Annotated in this window: 18 protein-coding genes; 4 read left to right on the forward strand and 14 right to left on the reverse strand. The window is 61.8% G+C overall.

From position 1 onward, the window contains the following. Genes fae through ACX80V_RS03315 form a run of 5 tightly spaced genes read right to left on the reverse strand, consistent with a single transcriptional unit; the run spans position 1 to position 4,004 of the window. Entirely contained in the window at positions 1–558 is a 558-nt protein-coding gene (fae, locus tag ACX80V_RS03295; protein WP_485841929.1) for a formaldehyde-activating enzyme, read from the reverse strand. 2 nt (positions 559–560) lie between these two features. Continuing rightward, positions 561–1,493, reverse strand: coding sequence for a glycine betaine ABC transporter substrate-binding protein (locus tag ACX80V_RS03300; protein ID WP_485841930.1), 933 nt, complete (start codon positions 1,491–1,493; stop codon positions 561–563). Between the two features lie 33 nt (positions 1,494–1,526). Continuing rightward, positions 1,527–2,312, reverse strand: a complete 786-nt coding sequence (locus ACX80V_RS03305; protein ID WP_485841931.1) for an ABC transporter permease — start codon at positions 2,310–2,312, stop codon at positions 1,527–1,529. Continuing rightward, on the reverse strand, positions 2,309–3,346 hold the full coding sequence (locus ACX80V_RS03310) for an ABC transporter ATP-binding protein (protein WP_485841932.1): 1,038 nt from the start codon (positions 3,344–3,346) through the stop codon (positions 2,309–2,311). Before ACX80V_RS03310 ends, ACX80V_RS03305 begins: the two co-directional genes overlap by 4 nt. Further along, complete coding sequence (locus ACX80V_RS03315) at positions 3,339–4,004, reverse strand: ABC transporter permease (protein ID WP_485841933.1); 666 nt, start codon at positions 4,002–4,004, stop codon at positions 3,339–3,341. The genes ACX80V_RS03310 and ACX80V_RS03315 overlap by 8 nt, the downstream gene beginning before the upstream one ends. Positions 4,005–4,144: 140 nt before the next feature. Between ACX80V_RS03315 and ACX80V_RS03320 the strand changes: the two genes are divergently transcribed. Beyond that, the gene (locus ACX80V_RS03320; protein WP_485841934.1) at positions 4,145–5,065 is read left to right on the forward strand and encodes an IclR family transcriptional regulator; all 921 of its coding nucleotides are present in this window, start codon (positions 4,145–4,147) and stop codon (positions 5,063–5,065) included. 201 nt (positions 5,066–5,266) lie between these two features. Here the strand turns inward: ACX80V_RS03320 and ACX80V_RS03325 are convergent, their stop codons facing one another. Next, positions 5,267–5,833: a hypothetical protein gene (locus tag ACX80V_RS03325; protein WP_485841935.1), complete on the reverse strand. Its 567-nt coding sequence runs from the start codon at positions 5,831–5,833 to the stop codon at positions 5,267–5,269. Between the two features lie 495 nt (positions 5,834–6,328). Between ACX80V_RS03325 and ACX80V_RS03330 the strand changes: the two genes are divergently transcribed. Together ACX80V_RS03330 and ACX80V_RS03335 are read left to right on the forward strand one after the other, a co-directional pair. Then, positions 6,329–6,700 (forward strand): ribosomal maturation YjgA family protein, encoded by a 372-nt coding sequence (locus ACX80V_RS03330; RefSeq protein ID WP_485841936.1) that lies wholly within the window; start codon positions 6,329–6,331, stop codon positions 6,698–6,700. A gap of 196 nt (positions 6,701–6,896) precedes the next feature. Next, positions 6,897–7,919: a zinc-binding alcohol dehydrogenase family protein gene (locus tag ACX80V_RS03335; RefSeq protein ID WP_485841937.1), complete on the forward strand. Its 1,023-nt coding sequence runs from the start codon at positions 6,897–6,899 to the stop codon at positions 7,917–7,919. A 524-nt stretch (positions 7,920–8,443) separates the two neighbouring features. On the opposite strand, the gene ACX80V_RS03340 is transcribed toward ACX80V_RS03335, so the two are convergent. From ACX80V_RS03340 to ACX80V_RS03350, 3 genes are all read right to left on the reverse strand, one after another. Continuing rightward, positions 8,444–8,749, reverse strand: coding sequence for a helix-turn-helix domain-containing protein (locus ACX80V_RS03340; protein ID WP_320538102.1), 306 nt, complete (start codon positions 8,747–8,749; stop codon positions 8,444–8,446). After that, positions 8,749–9,087: a type II toxin-antitoxin system RelE/ParE family toxin gene (locus ACX80V_RS03345; RefSeq protein ID WP_485841938.1), complete on the reverse strand. Its 339-nt coding sequence runs from the start codon at positions 9,085–9,087 to the stop codon at positions 8,749–8,751. Before ACX80V_RS03345 ends, ACX80V_RS03340 begins: the two co-directional genes overlap by 1 nt. A gap of 189 nt (positions 9,088–9,276) precedes the next feature. Next, a complete protein-coding gene (locus tag ACX80V_RS03350; protein ID WP_485841939.1) occupies positions 9,277–9,483 on the reverse strand; it encodes a hypothetical protein in 207 nt (68 codons plus the stop codon). Positions 9,484–9,892: 409 nt separating this feature from the next. On the opposite strand from ACX80V_RS03350, the gene ACX80V_RS03355 reads away from it, so the two are divergent. Further along, the gene (locus tag ACX80V_RS03355; protein ID WP_485841940.1) at positions 9,893–10,111 is read left to right on the forward strand and encodes a hypothetical protein; all 219 of its coding nucleotides are present in this window, start codon (positions 9,893–9,895) and stop codon (positions 10,109–10,111) included. Positions 10,112–10,442: 331 nt separating this feature from the next. Here the strand turns inward: ACX80V_RS03355 and ACX80V_RS03360 are convergent, their stop codons facing one another. From ACX80V_RS03360 to ACX80V_RS03380, 5 genes are read right to left on the reverse strand one after another with little or no spacing between them, the layout of a single operon-like run. Further along, on the reverse strand, positions 10,443–11,594 hold the full coding sequence (locus ACX80V_RS03360; protein WP_485841941.1) for a glycosyltransferase: 1,152 nt from the start codon (positions 11,592–11,594) through the stop codon (positions 10,443–10,445). Next, entirely contained in the window at positions 11,591–13,228 is a 1,638-nt protein-coding gene (locus tag ACX80V_RS03365; protein WP_485841942.1) for a glycosyltransferase family 39 protein, read from the reverse strand. The genes ACX80V_RS03360 and ACX80V_RS03365 overlap by 4 nt, the downstream gene beginning before the upstream one ends. 27 nt (positions 13,229–13,255) lie before the next feature. Continuing rightward, positions 13,256–14,545, reverse strand: a complete 1,290-nt coding sequence (locus ACX80V_RS03370; protein ID WP_485841943.1) for a glycosyltransferase family 2 protein — start codon at positions 14,543–14,545, stop codon at positions 13,256–13,258. A 56-nt stretch (positions 14,546–14,601) separates the two neighbouring features. Further along, complete coding sequence (locus tag ACX80V_RS03375; RefSeq protein WP_485841944.1) at positions 14,602–15,132, reverse strand: hypothetical protein; 531 nt, start codon at positions 15,130–15,132, stop codon at positions 14,602–14,604. Next, positions 15,129–17,636 (reverse strand): galactose oxidase early set domain-containing protein, encoded by a 2,508-nt coding sequence (locus tag ACX80V_RS03380; RefSeq protein WP_485841945.1) that lies wholly within the window; start codon positions 17,634–17,636, stop codon positions 15,129–15,131. Before ACX80V_RS03380 ends, ACX80V_RS03375 begins: the two co-directional genes overlap by 4 nt. Positions 17,637–17,700: the final 64 nt, after the last annotated feature.

Below are 17,700 nucleotides of genomic sequence, written 5' to 3' on the forward strand. Positions count from 1 at the left end.
TCAGCCTCGCGGGGTGAAGAAGGGATTGGACGGGGAGTTGCGTGCCTCGATCACGGCCGCCGTGGCGGGCAGGTGCCGGGCACCGTTTTCCAGTGCGGTACGTGCGGATTCGCGGTTGTTGCGGTAAACGGCGTCATCGTCGTCGGCGGAGGGGTTGACCCAAACGGCGGCGATGATCACGTGGGAGTCAGCCTGCTCTTCGGTGACGGTGCCGTTGGCCAGGGCGTCCGCGACGCCGGCGGCGATGCCGGCCTGGGCGGCGCCCCAGATCAGGAGGCCGTGCCGGTCGCCGGCGGGGGCGGCCTTGGTGACGAAGAGGGTCAGCGGCTTGACCGGGAGGGACGGACGGAGGACGGTGACGAACGGGACATGGCCCGCGCTGGGTGTGGCGAGTGCTGTGGCCCATGCGGTGCCGGCGGGACCGTTGCGGTGGCCCAGGACGGTGTTGACGTGGGCTGCGTTGACGCCGTCGCCGATGAAGGATTCGCCGATCTGGACGTCCGCCTGGTTCAGGTGCAGCACCTGCGCCTGGCCGGCGGTCTGTGTTTGAGTGCTCATGGTTAGATCAGTCCCTCAGATTCGAGCCATTCCTTGGCGATTTGGTCCGGATCGTCGCCGTCGACGTCAGCCTTGGCGTTGAGCTGCTGCATGACCTCGGTGGTGAGCTTCGGGGAGACCTTGGCCATGATGTCGGCGATGGCCGGGTACTCGGCCAGGACCTCAGCCTTGATGGTCAGGGCGCCCTGGTAGATAGGGAAGAAGTGCTTGTCGTCCTCCATCACCTGAAGCTTAAGAGCCGCGAGACGGCCGTCCGTTTCGAAGACTTCGCCGAAGTTGCAGTCCTGGCCCCTCTGGGTGGCGGTGTAGATGACGCCGGTGTCCAGCATGGAGACCTTCGCCTCCGGGCTCAGCCCGTACTCCTTCTGCAGTCCCGGCCAGCCGTCGTCGCGGGTGGAGAATTCGCTCTCCAGGCAGAATGTCTGCTCCTTTGCGGGGAGTTTGGCGACATCGGAGAGGGTTTTGATGTTCAGTTCCTTGGCTTTGTCTTCCCGGACGGCGAAGGCATAGGTGTTATTGAGCGGCGCGGGGTCCAGCCAGGCGATGCCCTTTTTGGCGTCGGCGGCCTTGACGGCGTCGAACATCTCCTTCTTGTCCTTCAGCGGGGTGGTCTGCTTGTTGTAGGTGATCCAAGACGTACCGGTGTACTCCCAGTAGCCGGCGAACTGCCCCGTTTCAAAGGCGGTGCGGACGTTGGCCGAGCCCACCACGCTGGTGTTGGTGGTGGTTTCGGCGCCGTGGGCGTTAAGCACCTGGCTGGTGATGTGCGACAGGATGAACTGCTCGGAGAAGTCCTTGGCTCCGAAGACGCCGGTCAGTCCTGCCAGCTCCTTGCCCTTGCCGTCGCTGGTGGATGAGGTGGCGGAGCCGCAGGCGGTGAGGCCCAGCGCGGCGACGACGCCGGCGGCCAGGAGGGCGAGAACGGGTTTCTTCATGATGGGGTCCTTTGGTGTGATGGGAAGCAAGGGTCAGGTGCCTTTGGGCTTGAGGAGGTCCTCGGCGAGGCCGGCAAGCCAGTCGATGGTGAGGGCGATGCAGGAGACCACCACGGCGCCGGTGATCAGGACCGGCCAGCGCTGGAGCTTGAGGCCGTTGACGATCATGTCGCCCAGGCCGCCGGCGTTGATGAAGGTGGCAACGGTGGCAACGCCCACGCAGAAGACCAGGGCGGTGCGCAGCCCGGCCACGATCACGGGGATGGCCAGCGGCAGTTCGATCCGGGTGAGGACCTGCAGTGGGCGCATGCCCATCCCCCGGGCGGCCTCGGTGAGGCTTGAATCGACCTGCTCCAGTCCCACGAGCGTGTTCCGCAGGACTGGCAGGACGGAGTAGGCCACCAGGCCCACCAGCGCCACTTCGAAGCCGAGTTTCCAGACGATCGCCAACAGGATCACCAGGCCGATGGCCGGCGTGGACTGGCCCACATTCGCGATGCCAAAGACGACGGCGTGGACGGCCTTGGAGTGGATCCGGCTGAGCGCGATGCCGGCAGGGATGGCGATGGCCGCCACGATCGCCGAAGCCACCACCGTCAGCCGCAGGTGCTCGAAGGTCCGGTCCTGCAGGTACTGCCAGTTCAGGGTCCGCAGTTCGATGGAGTCCAGGGAGAGTGAAGAGATCCACAGGAACAGGGCGAGCAGGGCCAGGGCTATGACAATCGGGGTGCCGAACCGTTTGAAGGAGAAGTACTTCCCGCGGCGGTTGGACGCTGTTCCAAAGGCCGTGGAAAGGTCGCGGGTGGCCTGGGCCGTCATGGCCGGACTCCCCCGGCAAGGGCTCCCGCGGCAAGTGCCGGCGGAAGGATCTCTGCACCCAGGACGGCGGAGATCTTTTCGATGTCGATCGAGCCCACCACCCGTCCCTGCCCGTTGACCACGGCCACCGGGGTTCCGCCGGAGAGCACCAGCGAGTCCAGGGCGTCGCGGAGGGAATCGTTGATGCTGACTTCGATGGCTCCGCGGACGGGGACGTTGGGTCCCAGGGCCGCCTGATGGACGGGGATGAGGCCGAGGCGCTTCAGGGCGGCGCCGTGGCCCACAAACTGGGTGACATAGTCGTTGGCGGGGTTGGCCAGGATGTTCGCCGGGGTGTCAAACTGCTCGATCTGGGAGCGTTCGGACAGCACCGCGATCCGGTCTCCGAGCCGGACCGCCTCATCGAAGTCGTGGGTGACAAAGACGATGGTTTTGCTCAGTTTTTCCTGCAGCCGGAGGAATTCGGTCTGCAGTTTTTCACGCGTGATGGGGTCCGTGGCGCCGAAGGGCTCGTCCATGAGCATGACGGGAGGATCGGCGGCGAGGGCCCGCGCCACACCAACGCGCTGCTGCTGGCCGCCCGAGAGCTGCCTGGGGTAGCGGGAGGCGTACGTTTTCGGGTCGAGTTCGACGACGGAGAGGAGCTCTTCGACGCGGGCCTGGGTCTTGTTCCTGTCCCAGCCGAGCAGCCTGGGGACCACGGAGATGTTCTCGGCGATGGTCATGTGCGGGAACAGCCCGATCTGCTGGATCACGTAGCCGATCCGGCGCCGGAGTTCGTTCGGGTTCAGGGACAGGATGTCTTCGCCGTCGATGGTGATGGACCCGGACGTGGGCTCGATGATGCGGTTGATCATCTTCATGGTGGTGGTCTTGCCGCAGCCGGACGGTCCCACGAACATGATCAGTTCGCCGGGCGCGATGTCCATGGAGAAGGAGTCGACGGCGGGGCCTGCTTGGCCCGGGTAGGTCTTGGTGACGTCTTTCAGGACAATCCGGGCGCCGGCGGCCGGACGGGAGATTGGTTCAGACACGAAGTCCCCTTGAGGTAGTGAGGCGGCGGATGAGCACAAACGCTCCATCCAGCAGGAGTGCAAGGACGATGACGCCGACTGTGCCGACGATCGCGAAGTTGAGGGCGTTCTTGGAGCCGAGGCTGGACAGGCCCTTGAAGATCATTTCGCCCAGGCCGGGGCCGCCCACGTAGGCCGCAATGGCGGCGATTCCCATGGAAAGCTGCGCGGAAACCCGCACACCGGTGAGGACAACGGGCCAGGCCATGGGCAGTTGGACGCGGAAGAGGGTCTTGACCCTGCCCATGCCCATGCCCAGGGCGGATTCAGAGACGGCGGGCGGTACTTCACGCAGCCCCACCACGGTGTTACGGATGATGGGGAGCAGTGCGTAGAACGCGAGACCCACCACCGTGGGCGTCCAACCGAGTCCAAGGACCGGGATGAGTATTGCCAGCAAGGCCATGGACGGGACGGTCAGGCCTACACCCGCTCCGGCGATGGCGACCGAGCGGAAAATCGGCTTGTCCCAGACAAGCACTCCGATGCCGACACCGACTACCGTGGCGATCAGCAGGGAAACCAAAACGACCACAAGGTGCTCGGTGGCGGATTCGGCGATGTCTGCCGATCTCTTCGTGAGGAACGTACCGAAGTCCGAGATGAACGAGTCGTTCAACGTGATCCTCCTTTTCACTTCGTCGGGTCAAGGATCGTGGCTTACATCTGCGTGAGCCATGCCACAACCGTAGGGCCGTCGTTCCCTTTTGCGCAATATCAGTTGTTGATATGTCAACGCCCCCTTGTTATGGTCGTACTGTGACTGACTCATTGAACGGCGCGAACGGCGCCCCTGGAACAACTGCCCGCCCCGCGCGCCGTAACTCTTCCGGACTCAGGCGCGACCTCGAACTGCTGGAAATTCTGGGGTCCCCCGAAGCCGTCGCCGCCTCGGGCCTAGGCGTGAGCAAAGTCGCCGAAATTGCCGGACGCGACAAAGCCCAGGTTTCCCGCACCCTCGCCACGCTTGCTGAAGCCGGACTGGTCAACAGGGATCCGGAAAGCCTCCTGTACACCCTGGGCTACGGACTCTATGCACTGGCGGCCAGGACCGCGGAGGCGCGGATGGTCAGCGCGTCTGCGCCGTACCTCAAACGGGTTTCCGCAGCCACGCACGAGACGACGCACCTTTGCGTACTGCGCGGCGGCACTGTGCTCACACTGAAGAGCGAAATGTCCAACCACACCTACCGCGCCCTGGGATGGGAAGGCGTCAGCGTCGACGCTTGGGGAACGTCCGCCGGCAGGGTTCTCGTGAGCGACTGGGACCGCACCGCTCTCCGCGATTGGTACGACAACCACGCCGCCCAAGCCGCGGGTGAGCGAAGAGCGCCACAGCAGGAGCTGTCCCCCCTGGCGCTGGAGGCAGGTCAGGGCCCGGCGACTGGACACATTCCGTCCAAAATCAAGACGTTTAATGACCTTTGCCAAGAGATCGCCCTCATCCGACGGCGCGGATATGCCGTCGTGGATGAAGAATTCGAACTGGGGGTTGTCGGTGTTTCAGCACCGGTGTACGACTTCAAGCAGCGAATTGTCGCCGCCTTCAACGTCAGCGCCCCCAAACAGCGATTCGGCCGTCATCTCGAGCAGGCAGGAGCCCTCGCCGCCAAGGTCGCCATGGAATTCTCGACGACGCTGGGTGCGCCATCCGAGCCGGCCGCCAGGCCACCCAGATAGGGCGGAGGCGGAGTGCGAACAATCCGTCGAGCTCCATCCAGGGTTCAGCTCAATTTGGCCTCCCTGGAATGGCGGGTTCAGCTCGACTCCAGTTGGCTAGAACAGTTTGGACCGTCGCTTTGATCCACTCCGGCTTCAGCAGTGAGCCTGCTTCGCGGCGCCACGCATTTCTACTAGATACCTCCGTGAAGTTGCCGGTCCTCAGGCAATCACGTTGAGGGTGAGTTCCACGGCGCTTAGGAAGAGTGCCAGAACCGACGTGCCAAGCCCAGCCACCAGAAGCAGGCCGGGGTGGGCGAGACCCACCACAACGCGCCGGAGTTGGGGCGAACGCCGCAGGAATCTCTTGGGCAGCCGCGAATCTTGCGGGTTCTGGCGCCAGCCTCGGAGACGGCGCAGGAACCACGCACAGCGGACAATAAGCGCCATCCACAACACTGAGACAACCAGGGGGACCGCCGCCAGGAGCAGGTTGAACCCCAACGACGTCACGGCACGCTCCGAGTTCCCGGCCAGTGCCTGCACCGTTGTGGAAATCGAGGCGCTGGCCACCACGGAGAGGCCCCACACCATAAACGCAGCCGTCAGCGCGAGGAACCGGACAAAGAAGTGCGCGAGCACCGATTCTTTCTGGGGCTTGAGGTATCGGCGCGGGGTCGCATGGAGCACCGCCACCGTGCAGGCCAGAGTGGGCAGGGCAGCCATCCCCACAAGCACGTACCAGGTCCAGCCGGCCAGGTCCACGAATTCGTCAGCGATGATCAGCAACGCCCAAAAACCCGTCCACGCCCAGCCTGCATGCAGCGGATTCCGGACTAACCAGGCGGGAAGCCGCTGAGACAGCGGGACAGTCGGCGCGATAGAGGGCCGGGAAGCAGGATTCCGTACCGTCCTTGTTGCGGGCGCAACACCAGCCGGACCGTCTCCCACTGGACCGTTCGGCAGGCCCCCTGCCTTGGCGTCCGGCGGGTTTTCTTCCCCTCTAGCCATGCTCATGGGCTCACTGTAGCAATGCGGGAGGAAGGCCAATATCAGCCAGGTCTCGGGCCCGCGAAAGCCACAGCCTAAGAACCCAACTGCCCCGCCTTCAGGCGGAGTCCCCCCGTCGGCGGCCAGCTCGTCTACCGCAACAGAGCGCTGAGCTAGGCTGAATGCGAAGATTCTCGCTGGTCCGCACCGGGAGGGAAATGGCAACTTCGACAATGGAGGCTGGGGGCAGTGAGCTCTTCTCTCGAGCCGGGGCGTTCAAGAGTCAGACGGGCCTTGCTGTGCATCGCCGGGCTGATCAGCGTTGTGCTCGGGTTGAGCATTCGCACGCTCAGCGATGCGGCGTGGACCGGCCCTGCCGGTGATGGCCTGTACGCGGTTCTGGTCTATATTCTCGTGGCCATCCTGATTCCGTCGAATTCCAAGGCACTGATTGCAGCAGCAGCCGTTACAGTCTGCGTGATGATCGAACTCTTCCAGCTCACTGGTCTTCCTGCCGAACTAGGAGACTTCTGGCCGCCCCTTCGGCTGGTCCTTGGAACCACGTTCGGCACCGCGGATTTGTTGGCCTACGCCGGCGGTGCTGCCGTCGCTTATGCGGTGGATCGGACGACGGGCACAGTGGTGAACAGCACTCGCCATCACTAGGTGCCCTGCTTTCCTGCCTACCGGGAGCAAAACCACCTGCCAAAGGTCCTGGCCACCATCCGACGGCCGTACCCGGACCCCTGGGTGAACGAAACTTGATTACCCGTCAGTAAGAGTAGTCTCGTGCTTCCACGCTAACCAAAAAGGAATTCAGGGCCCTTGACGGTAACTATTCCCCTTGGATCACTATGGTTTCATGACCAATACTATGAACGCAGTTGCCTACACGAAGAACCTTCCGATTTCTGATGATGCCAGCCTTGAAGATGTCCTGCTCCCCTTGCCTGAAGTCGGTCCGAAGGATCTTCTGGTGGAAGTCAATGCCGTTTCCGTCAATCCTGTTGATGTGAAAGTACGTTCAGGCAAGGACCCTGCAGGGATTCCCACGGTGCTTGGCTACGATGCAGCCGGGACTGTCCGCGCCGTTGGCCCCGAGGTGACATTGTTCAAGGCAGGTGATGATGTCTATTACGCGGGAGCCATCAATCGTGGGGGAAGCAACGCACAATTCCAGGCGGTGGATGAGCGACTCGTTGGAGGTAAGCCGAAAACCCTTAACTTCGCACGGGCCGCCGCACTGCCGCTCACGTCCATCACCGCGTGGGAGGGTCTGTTCGTCAAACTGGGGCTGTCCCCGGAAAGTACCGGGACATTGCTCATGATCGGTGGTGCAGGTGGCGTCGGGTCCATGGTGATCCAGCTGGTAAGAGCCCTCATTCCGGGTTTGCATGTCATCGCCTCCGCCAGCCGAAAAGAAAGCCAGGAGTGGGTCCGCTCCCTTGGAGCCCATGGGACCGTAAGGCATGGAGAAGCCCTACGGGAGGATGTTCAGCGTGTCGCGCCCGAGGGCGTGGACTATATCTTCACCACGAACTCTGCCGGCCAACTGGACGCTTTTGTGGAGATCCTGAAACCGTTTGGCCAGATCGTGGCCATTGACGATCCGGGTCATGTCGACGTGGCACACCTAAAGAGCAAGAGCCTCACGTGGCACTGGGAGCTCATGTTTACGCGCTCCCTGTTCCAAACACCGGACATGATTGAGCAGCACCACCTGCTCAACAAGGTCGCCTCGATGGTCGACGCGGGGATCATTGGCAGCACGATCACTCACACGTTCCACCCGATCAACGCCGAGAATCTTCGCAAAGCACATGCCATCGTGGAGTCCGGCCACACGCTGGGCAAAATCGTCGTTGCGGCAATCGACGCTCACTAAGCGTGGGCCAGCTGGATACGGCGGCCACGTTCATCGTGGCCGCCGCCCGTCAATGCCAGGCCCAGCCGCTGGCTCCCTCCACCGATCGAGAACGCAGTCCCCGCCCCAGAACACTCCGTTGCCTTTTCGAATACCCAGGAGTCCAGAATGACCAGAGTCCGTACAATCGCTTCAACCGTGCCCTGCCCATCGAAGACCCATGCAGCCTGATCGATATCGAACTGGACATGCCCGAACCAGGACCCCACGACCTCCGGGTACGGATCGAGGCAGCGCCGGTCAACCCAATGTCCACACATTAAAGCAAAAACCCCTCTGACGAGGGTAACGCGTGCCCGAGGTGGGACTCGAACTGCATTCCACCCCTTGCGAACACTGGGAAGTCCCGGAACATGCGGAATCCGGGCCGATCCGACCGATATACGACGATTCGAAGTGCACATTGTGCACACCCCTTTTTCCACCTTTTAGACCTCGCGGTCGGGGCGGACGGCTGCCGTCGCGGATCACTCCGAGTCGATTCGTCAGGCGATCTGGATTCGTTCGTCGCCTAGCTCAACCTCGACACGAAGCCGGCCGCCGAGCGCCTCGACGTATTTCCGCAAAGTATCGACCTGGGCACGATCAATGTCACCGTGCTCGATGCGGGACACCCTGTTTTGGCTGACATGCAGGCGCCCAGCCAGCTCGACCTGCGTCAGCTCAGAGGCCTCGCGGAGCTCCCGAAGCCGGTAGGCCCGGACCTCATCGACCATGCGCTTCTTGTGGGCATTCACAGCTGCCCGGTCAACCGGACGCTTTGCCAGTAGTTCCTCCATGGACTTCGCCACTATGCCCCTCCTTTCAGAATCCTCAGATGATCATCGAACAGGTCATCAGCAACCGGAATGTTCGTCTTGTACCACTTGCTCCAGTTGCCCGCCTTGTCCCCCGCGACAAGCAAGATCGCCCGCCGCTCCAAATCAAAGGCAAACAGGATTCGCAGTTCCGACCGCCCGCTCGATCCCGGCCGCAGCTCCTTCATGTTCTTATGCCGTGAACGAACCACTATGTCGACCAATGGACGACCAAGTTGAGGTCCGCGCTCGGCGAGCAGCTCTAATGCAGCAACAATCTGCTCATACGAGTCTTGGTCAAGACCTAACAGCCACGGCTCAACTAGTCCCACGTCAACATTCCACATCGAGTCCATAATACAACTCAGGTGTTCTACAACTCAAGTGCTATATTGCGGGCCGCCACTTGTTGGACGTGCAAAAGGGACAGCCGTCACACCCATGAGGGTTGTGGCTAGGCAAGGCGTCGCAGAGAAGAAGACCTGGCGAGGCTACAATGTCGTCGTATTCGAGGCGAGAACTCAGGCATCCTCAAGGCGCTTAAGCAGCCCGGCGTCGTGCCTCATTATAAAGTCCAGGCCCGCGCTGATTTCTTGCCTGTGCCGGTAACGCTGGGCGTCCGAACCGGCAACTTGACCAAGAAGCACCGACTTGGCGGTTTGCGCCTTCGCAGTAGGCTCACCCGGACGGCCGTCACCGGCTTCTGAAACACGCAGGTTCATGTCCATGTTCGATGACCCCACGAAACATTCATCAACTCTTGCCGCTCACCATCGTGGTGTTAGGTTCCTGGCGGCCGACTGGTCGCCGACTGGGTTCAGCGGCGGGTAGGTCGCGTGCGAGCCGATCGAGTACTTGTTCCCCCATGGCTTGTTCCTCTGGTGTCCAGAATGGTCCGCCCTATGTTCCAGTAGGGCTCGATCATGGCGGCACTTGCGAAGCGCTGCGCGCGCTGTTGAGCCTCCCGGACGAGGCCTTTTAGTGTCATGAGTGCGGCAGCGTTAGGCTTCGGGGACGGCCGATAGGCCTTCACGCAACGACCAACCACCAGGGCGGCGGCAGCGGATCCGAGGTGGCGCTTCGGCCATCCATCTCGCCGACAGCGGTGGTACGGCGTCAGGCCTCAGCCTGCTCCTCGTGTCGGTGGCACCTCCGTGTATTCCCGCGCCCAATAGGCCGGGCACTCCGCGGGACCAGTTCTCTAAGCCCGACTGGGACCTGCTGATCGTGGTCGACGAGGCCGACGCATTGGCACATGACTGGTTCCCCGCCAAGACCCGGGACTGCAAGAACCTGATCGTCCTGAAGGGCCTGAAGTTCCGGCACTCCTACCTCACGTCCCGAAAACCGAAATGACCTCCCGGTCAACTTTGCGGTCAAGCCCATGCTCTCATGCACCGATACGCAGCCCGTCGAGTTCTCTCTACGGCGCATTCGATACCATCCCGAGAGCAGGCTACTGAACACGGGCGAGCCGGTCTGCTCCTTGAGGCATCAACCAGGGCTGCCGTCTCGAGTACGTGCCTTGCAGGCCTCGGGTTTCGCGGCATGTCTTATGCCGCCCCCGCCCCAGCAGCGAGCGCAGCACCCTGTTTGCGTAGCCGCGGCGCCGGGCATCCGGACGAGTCGCCATGGAGTAGGGTTCGCCGCGGGCTTGACGGTTGTTGGTTGACCGGCTCCTCCAGTGCTACGGAACAGGACCCCCGTATACGTTCTCGTCGAGTGCCCCGTGGATTCGGTCCGGGACGGTCGCCTTTTCCGCGGCCGCGGGCCGGGAGGTGTAAACGATTTTGAAATGGTAGAGGTAGCGCAGGGCGAACGCACCCAAAAGCGTCGCTGCTTGGGCCAGGACGCTGTTGATCATAAAGGCTTCGACTGCAAGCATCAAGACAGGCAGCCGCAGCAGGGCATCAACGTTGTTATAGCTGAAGGACTGAATGAAGCGCGTGCGCCATGCCTTCGCCTTGTGGCGAATAAGGGCGAAAACAAGGCGCTCCTGCAGCAAAAAGTTGGACACGATTGTCAGCTCCGCGGCAACGATCGCGGCTACGACGTAGTGTGCCCCCATGCCCAGCAAAACAGCCATGATGATGACGTTCAACACGGTGCCAACCGCACCCACTGCCGCAAAAAGTCCGGCCGTACCCACGCGGAGCTCTCCCACCTGCCGAATGAAGCGCAGGCCCTCGCTCATGCTCGCCTTGGATCTTCCCGCGGTCCGTTTCCCGAGGACGAACGGAATCTCGGACACCGCAAGACGCTGCCTGGCCAGAATCTCTAGAAGGATCTTAAACCCGCTGGGTTGGAGGGCGTTGCAGTCCAGAGACGTGCGCCGGAGTGCGAAGAAGCCGGTCATGGGATCGGAGCAGCCGCGCAGTCTTCCTGGAAACAGGCTTCTGGTTACGAGCGTCGCTCCGGTAGACACGGCCCGGCGATACCAATTCGAAAGGCCGTGGGCGCCGCCACCTCGGCCGCAGTACCGGGAGGCCACCACGATGTCGCCCCCGCCGCGTTCGAGCTCCGCGAGAAGATCCGGTATTAACTCCGGTGGGTGCTGGAGGTCGCCGTCCATGACCACGCACCATTCCGCCGAGCTGGAGGTGATCCCCTCGATAACTGCTCCACTCAGCCCGCCAACCGGCGCTCCCCTATGGATAATGCGGACGCGCACAGGCGTGCGGGAGGCGGCATGCAATATGAGCTCAGGAGTATTGTCCGTTGAATCGTCCACGAAGACGATCTCGGCATCAATGTGGCGGCATGCCTCCGCCGTTCGGCGGATGAGTTGCCCGACGTTGGGCGCCTCGTTGTACGTGGGAACGATTACTGAAAGCTTCACGGCGCCAGCTCCTGTCGATTTGTATCCTGTGAGGGCGCTGGCTCGCTGACTTTGCGAATACTCCACTCGCCAAAAGTTTGAACCGGTTCGGAGTGTTGCAGGGCAGACCCAGCGCGGCTCAGGCCCAGTCGGTCGATGTTGGCCGTGACGGATGGGCCCACGATGATCCAGTCGATCTCCCGCCATCCCCCGGGATGCTCTGTCTCGAACCGTTCGTCGAGGTCGGGTTTTTCGGTCGCGATCATCGTCCAGGCGTCATGCCAGCCGCTTGCATTCAGGTCGTACCACATGGAGTACGGTGCAAGGACCACATCACTGCGCGGGACGTTATCCTGTACCCAGGTCATGGCGTTGCGCCAGTTTGTATTCGTTTCCGCAACCAGCAGGGCCCTGTCCTGTTCAAACCACTGGGGAACGGACATCAGGATCAGGGATGCGGAGAGCAGAGCCACGAAGCCTACGCGCAGCGTGTGCCGGAGCTTTGCCCGTTGGTGCCCGAGCTTTTCCATTCCGGTCCACGCGATGTCCACCCCCGTGCCGAGGGCAAGGGCCAGGAACGGAATCACACCAATGATGTACATCGCCGGAAGGTAGCCCTGGCCCAGCACGACCGGGATGGCGAACGACACAATCGACACGGGGATGACGCGGGACCGTTTGCGCAAGAGGCACACACCGGCAGCGACAAGCCCTGCTGCGACGAGGTATTTGTCGAAGTACAGCCAGCCAGTCAGCAGTTCCGCCCGGCTGGAACGGGCCTCGAAAATCGTTCCGGAACCTGAACGCTCGAGGAATTGGTAGGCCAGGGCCTCCTGGAGAGACACGTGGTTCGGGCCTGCCAACAGCTCGTTCCTGAGCAGAGCGGATAGGGGGTAGAAGGCGAGAATCAGCCCGCCGACGGTGAGGAATCCAACAACGGAAAACGACCGGTTGCTCCAGCGTGCCCTGTACATCAGGGCGAGCAAGAGCGCCGGGCCGAAGATGGCGAGCGTCTCTTTGGAGAGCACTGCGACGGCAAAGCAGATTCCTGCGCAGACGTGGTGCCAGAGGGCGTCCCGCGACGACAGTGCCAGGTAGAACGCCATCAGGAGCCATGGTACTCCGATGTTGTCAAGGTAGACCTGGCGCCCCAATACGAGGGACAGAGGGGAGAGAATGAAGATCACAGTCGTCAGGGCCGCGAAGGGAATTCGCACCTTCATGCGACGGGCCAGCATGTAAAGGAGTAGCGCGCTGGCCACGAAGAACACAGCTATTACGTACCTCGTGGCACCGATGGCAGTGCCGTCGCCCAGGCCAAGCAGTGTGGGCAGCCAGTTCAGAGCCGCAATCTGTATCCATCCGAGGGGCGGATGGTCGTACCAGTACGTGTAGGGGGCCAGATTTCCCGAGTGCACCGCGAAGGCTTGGGACGTGTAGGTGCCTTCGTCGTCCTGATAGCTTGGTGAACCGGTCAGATTCCAGAGACTCAGCACGGCGGCAGCGAGGGCGAGCCCCGCCATAGTGATCCTGTCCCAAAATGAGAGCCCAAGGAGGGTGAACGGCGCGCCTGGAGCCGGGCCGCGATGCTGGGGCGATCTGCTGATGTTGGGTCCATTGGCGGTCGAAGTCGGTTCCAGCTCCAATGCAGCCATGGTTGCCTCCTGGAAAGATATGGCCGGCTAAGGCCGGGCTGGCAGAGGTACGCTCTGATCGATGTAGGAGAGGTGCGCGCCGGAATGGTCGGTCTTTTCCCACCGGAAATCGCGGCGCAGGAACTTGAAGAGGGCACGGAGGGCGGAGAACGCCAGGACAAGCTGGTAGCACGGCGTGCCGACGACAAGCCGGAAATAGTCGTACCAGGTGATGTCGAACTTATGATCCTTCCCGAATTCCTGCAGCATGCATATGTCGAACGCGATGGTTGCCAGGGTGGGAATCAGCGGCAGGAAGGTCACCAGCGTCACAACCAGCGGAAACCCGCCCCAGACGGCCGCCACGATCGCAACCGGGATGCAGACCCCGGCGAAGGCCGTGAGATGCTGCTGCATCAGGGTCCACCAGGCGATGGCGCGCATCTTTCTGGTGGGAAGCTTCTTCCAGTCCCCTTTTGCGAGGACCTGCATAAATCCAAGTGCCCAGCGCGTGCGCTGCCGGACCAGAGCGCTGAGGGTATCGGGAGTTTCCTCCTTCGTGACGAGCTCAGGCGAGTAGGCCACGATGATTTTCCTGCCAAGCGTGGACAGCCGGACGCCCAGGTCGCAGTCCTCGGCGAGACAATTCCCGTCCCACCCTCCCACCTCGTTCAGGAGGTCACGCTTGATGAAGACCGTGTTGCCCCCCAGGGGAAGGAAGCCCTGCCTGGAATGGGCGTGCAGCCTGGACCTGAACCAGGTGAAGTACTCGAGGCAGTTGCGCAGCGAGTACCAGGTGTCCCTGTAGTTAATCAGCTGCACCGCGCCCTGGACCACGTCCGCGTTTCTGGTCCAAAAGACGCTGTCGATATGGGCAAGCAACGCTTCTGCGGCGATCGACTCGGCATCGAACACCCCGACCACGCTGTTTCGGCACATGGTCAGCGCTTTGTTCAGCTGCCGAGGTTTGTTTTTTACCTCACCGACCTCAACACTTACGCTGACGAGGTCCGGGAACTCGCTGGCGAGCTTATGTGCGGTCTGCACGGTTTCAAGGTCGTCATGGCCAACCGAAATGATGACTTCCTTGTGCGAATGAGTCTGTCCCAGAAGTGCAGTCAGGGTGGCTCGCATGACGTCTTCGCGTTCGTTCCGGCAAGGCATGATCAGCGAAAAGGAGCAGGTTTCCGTCTCCTGCAGGCCGGAGTATGACGTGCTGACCTGCGTCTTGGGATCCCACCATGCGTATGTGTTCAGGTAGAGAGTGGACAGCGCGATCGCAAACAACGCCAATGCGATCAAGACGACGAAGGCACAGGCCAGCGCGGCGGTGTACATCATGGGACTCCAATGAAGTGGGCGGGCTTGGGCAGGCTTAGCTGAGATCGGCGCGATCAGTCATCAGGACCACAGGCGATGCCGTCGTTGCTGACATCGAGTTTCTGCGGGTCAGTATTTTTTTTGCGGACTATCAGTCCGTCCTTGAAGTAGTCGCGAACCTCGCTACAGGTCCAGGAATGCGGCATGGAAGCAGGGTCCACGCCGGCCTTCTTCATTTCCTGGAGATGCCGGCTAAGGCTGGGTGGAACGGCCGGGAGACATTGGCCAGCCTCGCCGTATTGAGGGAGACATCCACCAAGTGACAAGTTTTCGGTGGCGAGAACGTCCGCCGGGTTGATCGCCCGTCGCTCCTTCAGCCCAGCAGAATTGTCCCGACGCCCGGGCTTGGCATCGGCTGCCTGCCCGACTTCAGCTTTTCCTGCCTCGGCCAAAGAAACCTCGGGGCTGTTGCCCAATCCCGGCTTGCTCCCTTCGACATCGGAGGCCCCTCCCCAGATCACGGCTGCTGAAACGGCAATGCCCGTGGCAGCGAGCAGGGGGATCCAACGCCTGCTGCGGGTCGTAGTCCTGGCTTGTGCTTTCATGCAATCCACACCCAACGTGAGACGCTCGGAACACCATCAGCGCTGAGGACGGAGAGCATGTAGGGCCCGGGCGGGAGGAGATTAGGGTTGTTTGGTATTTGTGCTGAACGGGTGCCGTCGCTGCCTGCAAGAGGCAGGTCCACAAGGCGCGCGTTGGTGTCGGTCTGGTGAGTCGAGGACATGGGCGCCACCAAGGAGGCGGCCGTTACGTCGCCTGTGACGCCCAGCTGGATGATTTGCCCATAAGTGGCATTGCCGGGTGCCGTTGTGACGGTGGGGCGCGCTCCCATGAACATGTACGGCGGGCTGTAGACGGAGATCCGGAACTCAAACGAGTTATCCATGGGATTGGAGCCCATGATTGCCACCCTGCCATCCGGCAGGAGGATGGACGTCGAGTGGTAATTCCGGCCAACGGGGTCGGCCACAACGGGCGTCCACTTGTTTGCGGCAGGGCGGTACAGGGCAGCGGATTGAACGTTGGCTGCGCGGTTCAGCTGCGAGCCGTTTGCCGCCAGGACTGTTCGATCGGGGAGGTTGATCAGATTGACGTACGTCTTACCCGGGCCGGGAAGATCCGGACCCGGGACATACTGCGGGTTCGGCTGCCTAAAATCGATGATGTCAACGAGACTGATGGCGGGAGTATTTCCGTCAGTATTGCCGCCGCCCACAATCATCAGCTTCTGGTCTTGTGCCGGGCCCGCGAGGACGGAGCCTGCCTGATCCCTCATGTCCTTTTGACGCAGGCCGGGAACATCCCATATTTGCCCGGTAGCCCAGTTGTAAATACTGGATCCTGTGCCAGGCAGGCCATTGCCGAAGGTGTGGCCGCCAGTGTAAAACATCTTGCCGTCGTCGAGCAGGAACATATGGGGATACGTTCCCCAGTAACTCCAGGTCTGCCGAACCTGGTCTTGCGGCAGCCAGTCCATGGCTGAGGTGTCAAACATTTCGGTGAGCACCGTGCCCTTGGCTTTTTCGTCAATACCGCCCGCCGACCAGATGTCCCCGTTGCCGAGTTTGGTGAGGGAGGGGTACCAATGGGCGCCAGTCATATCCCCGAGCTGATGGAATGCGTCGTCGGAAGGATCAAAGTAGTAACTCTTCTTGGATCCCTTGAAGGCTGTGGGCCCGTCGTCGGTGGTTGGAAACGCGTCGGTGCCGCCGGCGAGAAGGACCTTGCCGTCGGGCAAGGTAACGTGTCCGGCACAGAACATGTCATAGGGAACAGCTATTTCCTTGAAGGCGTTGGTCGTCGGTGTCCAGACAACAGCCTTGAACGATCCGGCCGTGAAGCTTTCCCCGTCGTTGCCTGAGCCTGCGATGAGTAGCAGCCGTCCGTCGTAGAGCATCGTTGAATGAATCGCGCGGACGGGGAGTTGAGTGGACAGCACCTCCCAGGAGCCCACGAGCTCTGGTCCGCCAGCTGGAGGCGGCCCGGCCGGATCAAACTTCACCATCGAGTAGTTGGTGGTCTTCAACGAACCACTGCCCCAGATGGACAGGCCAAAGGAGATGCGGTCAACCCCGGCAGGTACAGCGGGGGTTCGGGCCTGCGCCGTTGTCCACTCCCCGGCACCCGGCAGCCTTTTGAGGTCCCTCCAGTATTGCCAGCCGGTGGCCGTATGACTGAACACAGTTATGCTCGCACCCTCCGGTGCTGTGGACTTATAGTCGATCCGGAGATCGTATTCAGTTCCAGGAAGCACGGCCGGGGCACAGCCGGGAGGGTCGGACTGTATTAGTTTCGCATCCCCGGAGACGTATGAACCGACGTTCAAATCGAAAGAGCGTGTGCCTGCAGTCGAATTCACCGGGACATCAGCTGAAAGCGACGAAGTAATTTGGCGGTCACCCCATCCGGCGATTCTAAAGCAGGTAGGATTTATTGCGCCATCAGCTAAATTGCCGTTTGCGATCAATTCTCCGGTATCGCTGGGTGGGGTTATCGCAATTTCAGTCAAAGAATAATCGTCAGTGACTAAAGTTCCGCTAGCTCCAAGCGACAGCCCGAATGCGATTTGGTCGGTGCCTTCGGGAATCACGGGGGTCGGGGCCGTGGCTGCGGTCCAGGTCGCAGCCGCCGGCTGTTGCTCGGTGTCACCCCAGTAGCTCCACCCCTGGGCCGTGTGCCTGAACATTGTGAGTGACACTTCCGCCGTGGACTGGTACCAGATCGTCATCGCGTAGGTCAGCCCGGGCTCCACAACGGGGGCGCAGTCGGCGCTTTCCTTTTGAAGAAGCTTGCGGTCGCCGTGTGTGTAGCCTTGGACAGTGAGCGAGAATGACCGCCCGCCGTTACGACCCGCCGCAAAGGTCCAGGTCCCCGGAGTTCCCCACCCTGACGTCTTGAAGCAGGCGGGTTCGCCCTCTCCCAGTTCCAGCGAGGCATTGGTCACCAAATTCACTGCATCCGCGGCCGCCGCCTGTGTCGCGGTCCCGGCAACAAAATGGTTAACCGTAATTAGGAGGGTCAGAATCACGGCAATGAAGCCGGGCATACGCTGTGGATCCCTCATCAAACTCCACCTACACAAATTGGCAAGCGCCCGGCAGTAATCAGGA

It is taken from the genome of Pseudarthrobacter arbutini (assembly GCF_054510915.1).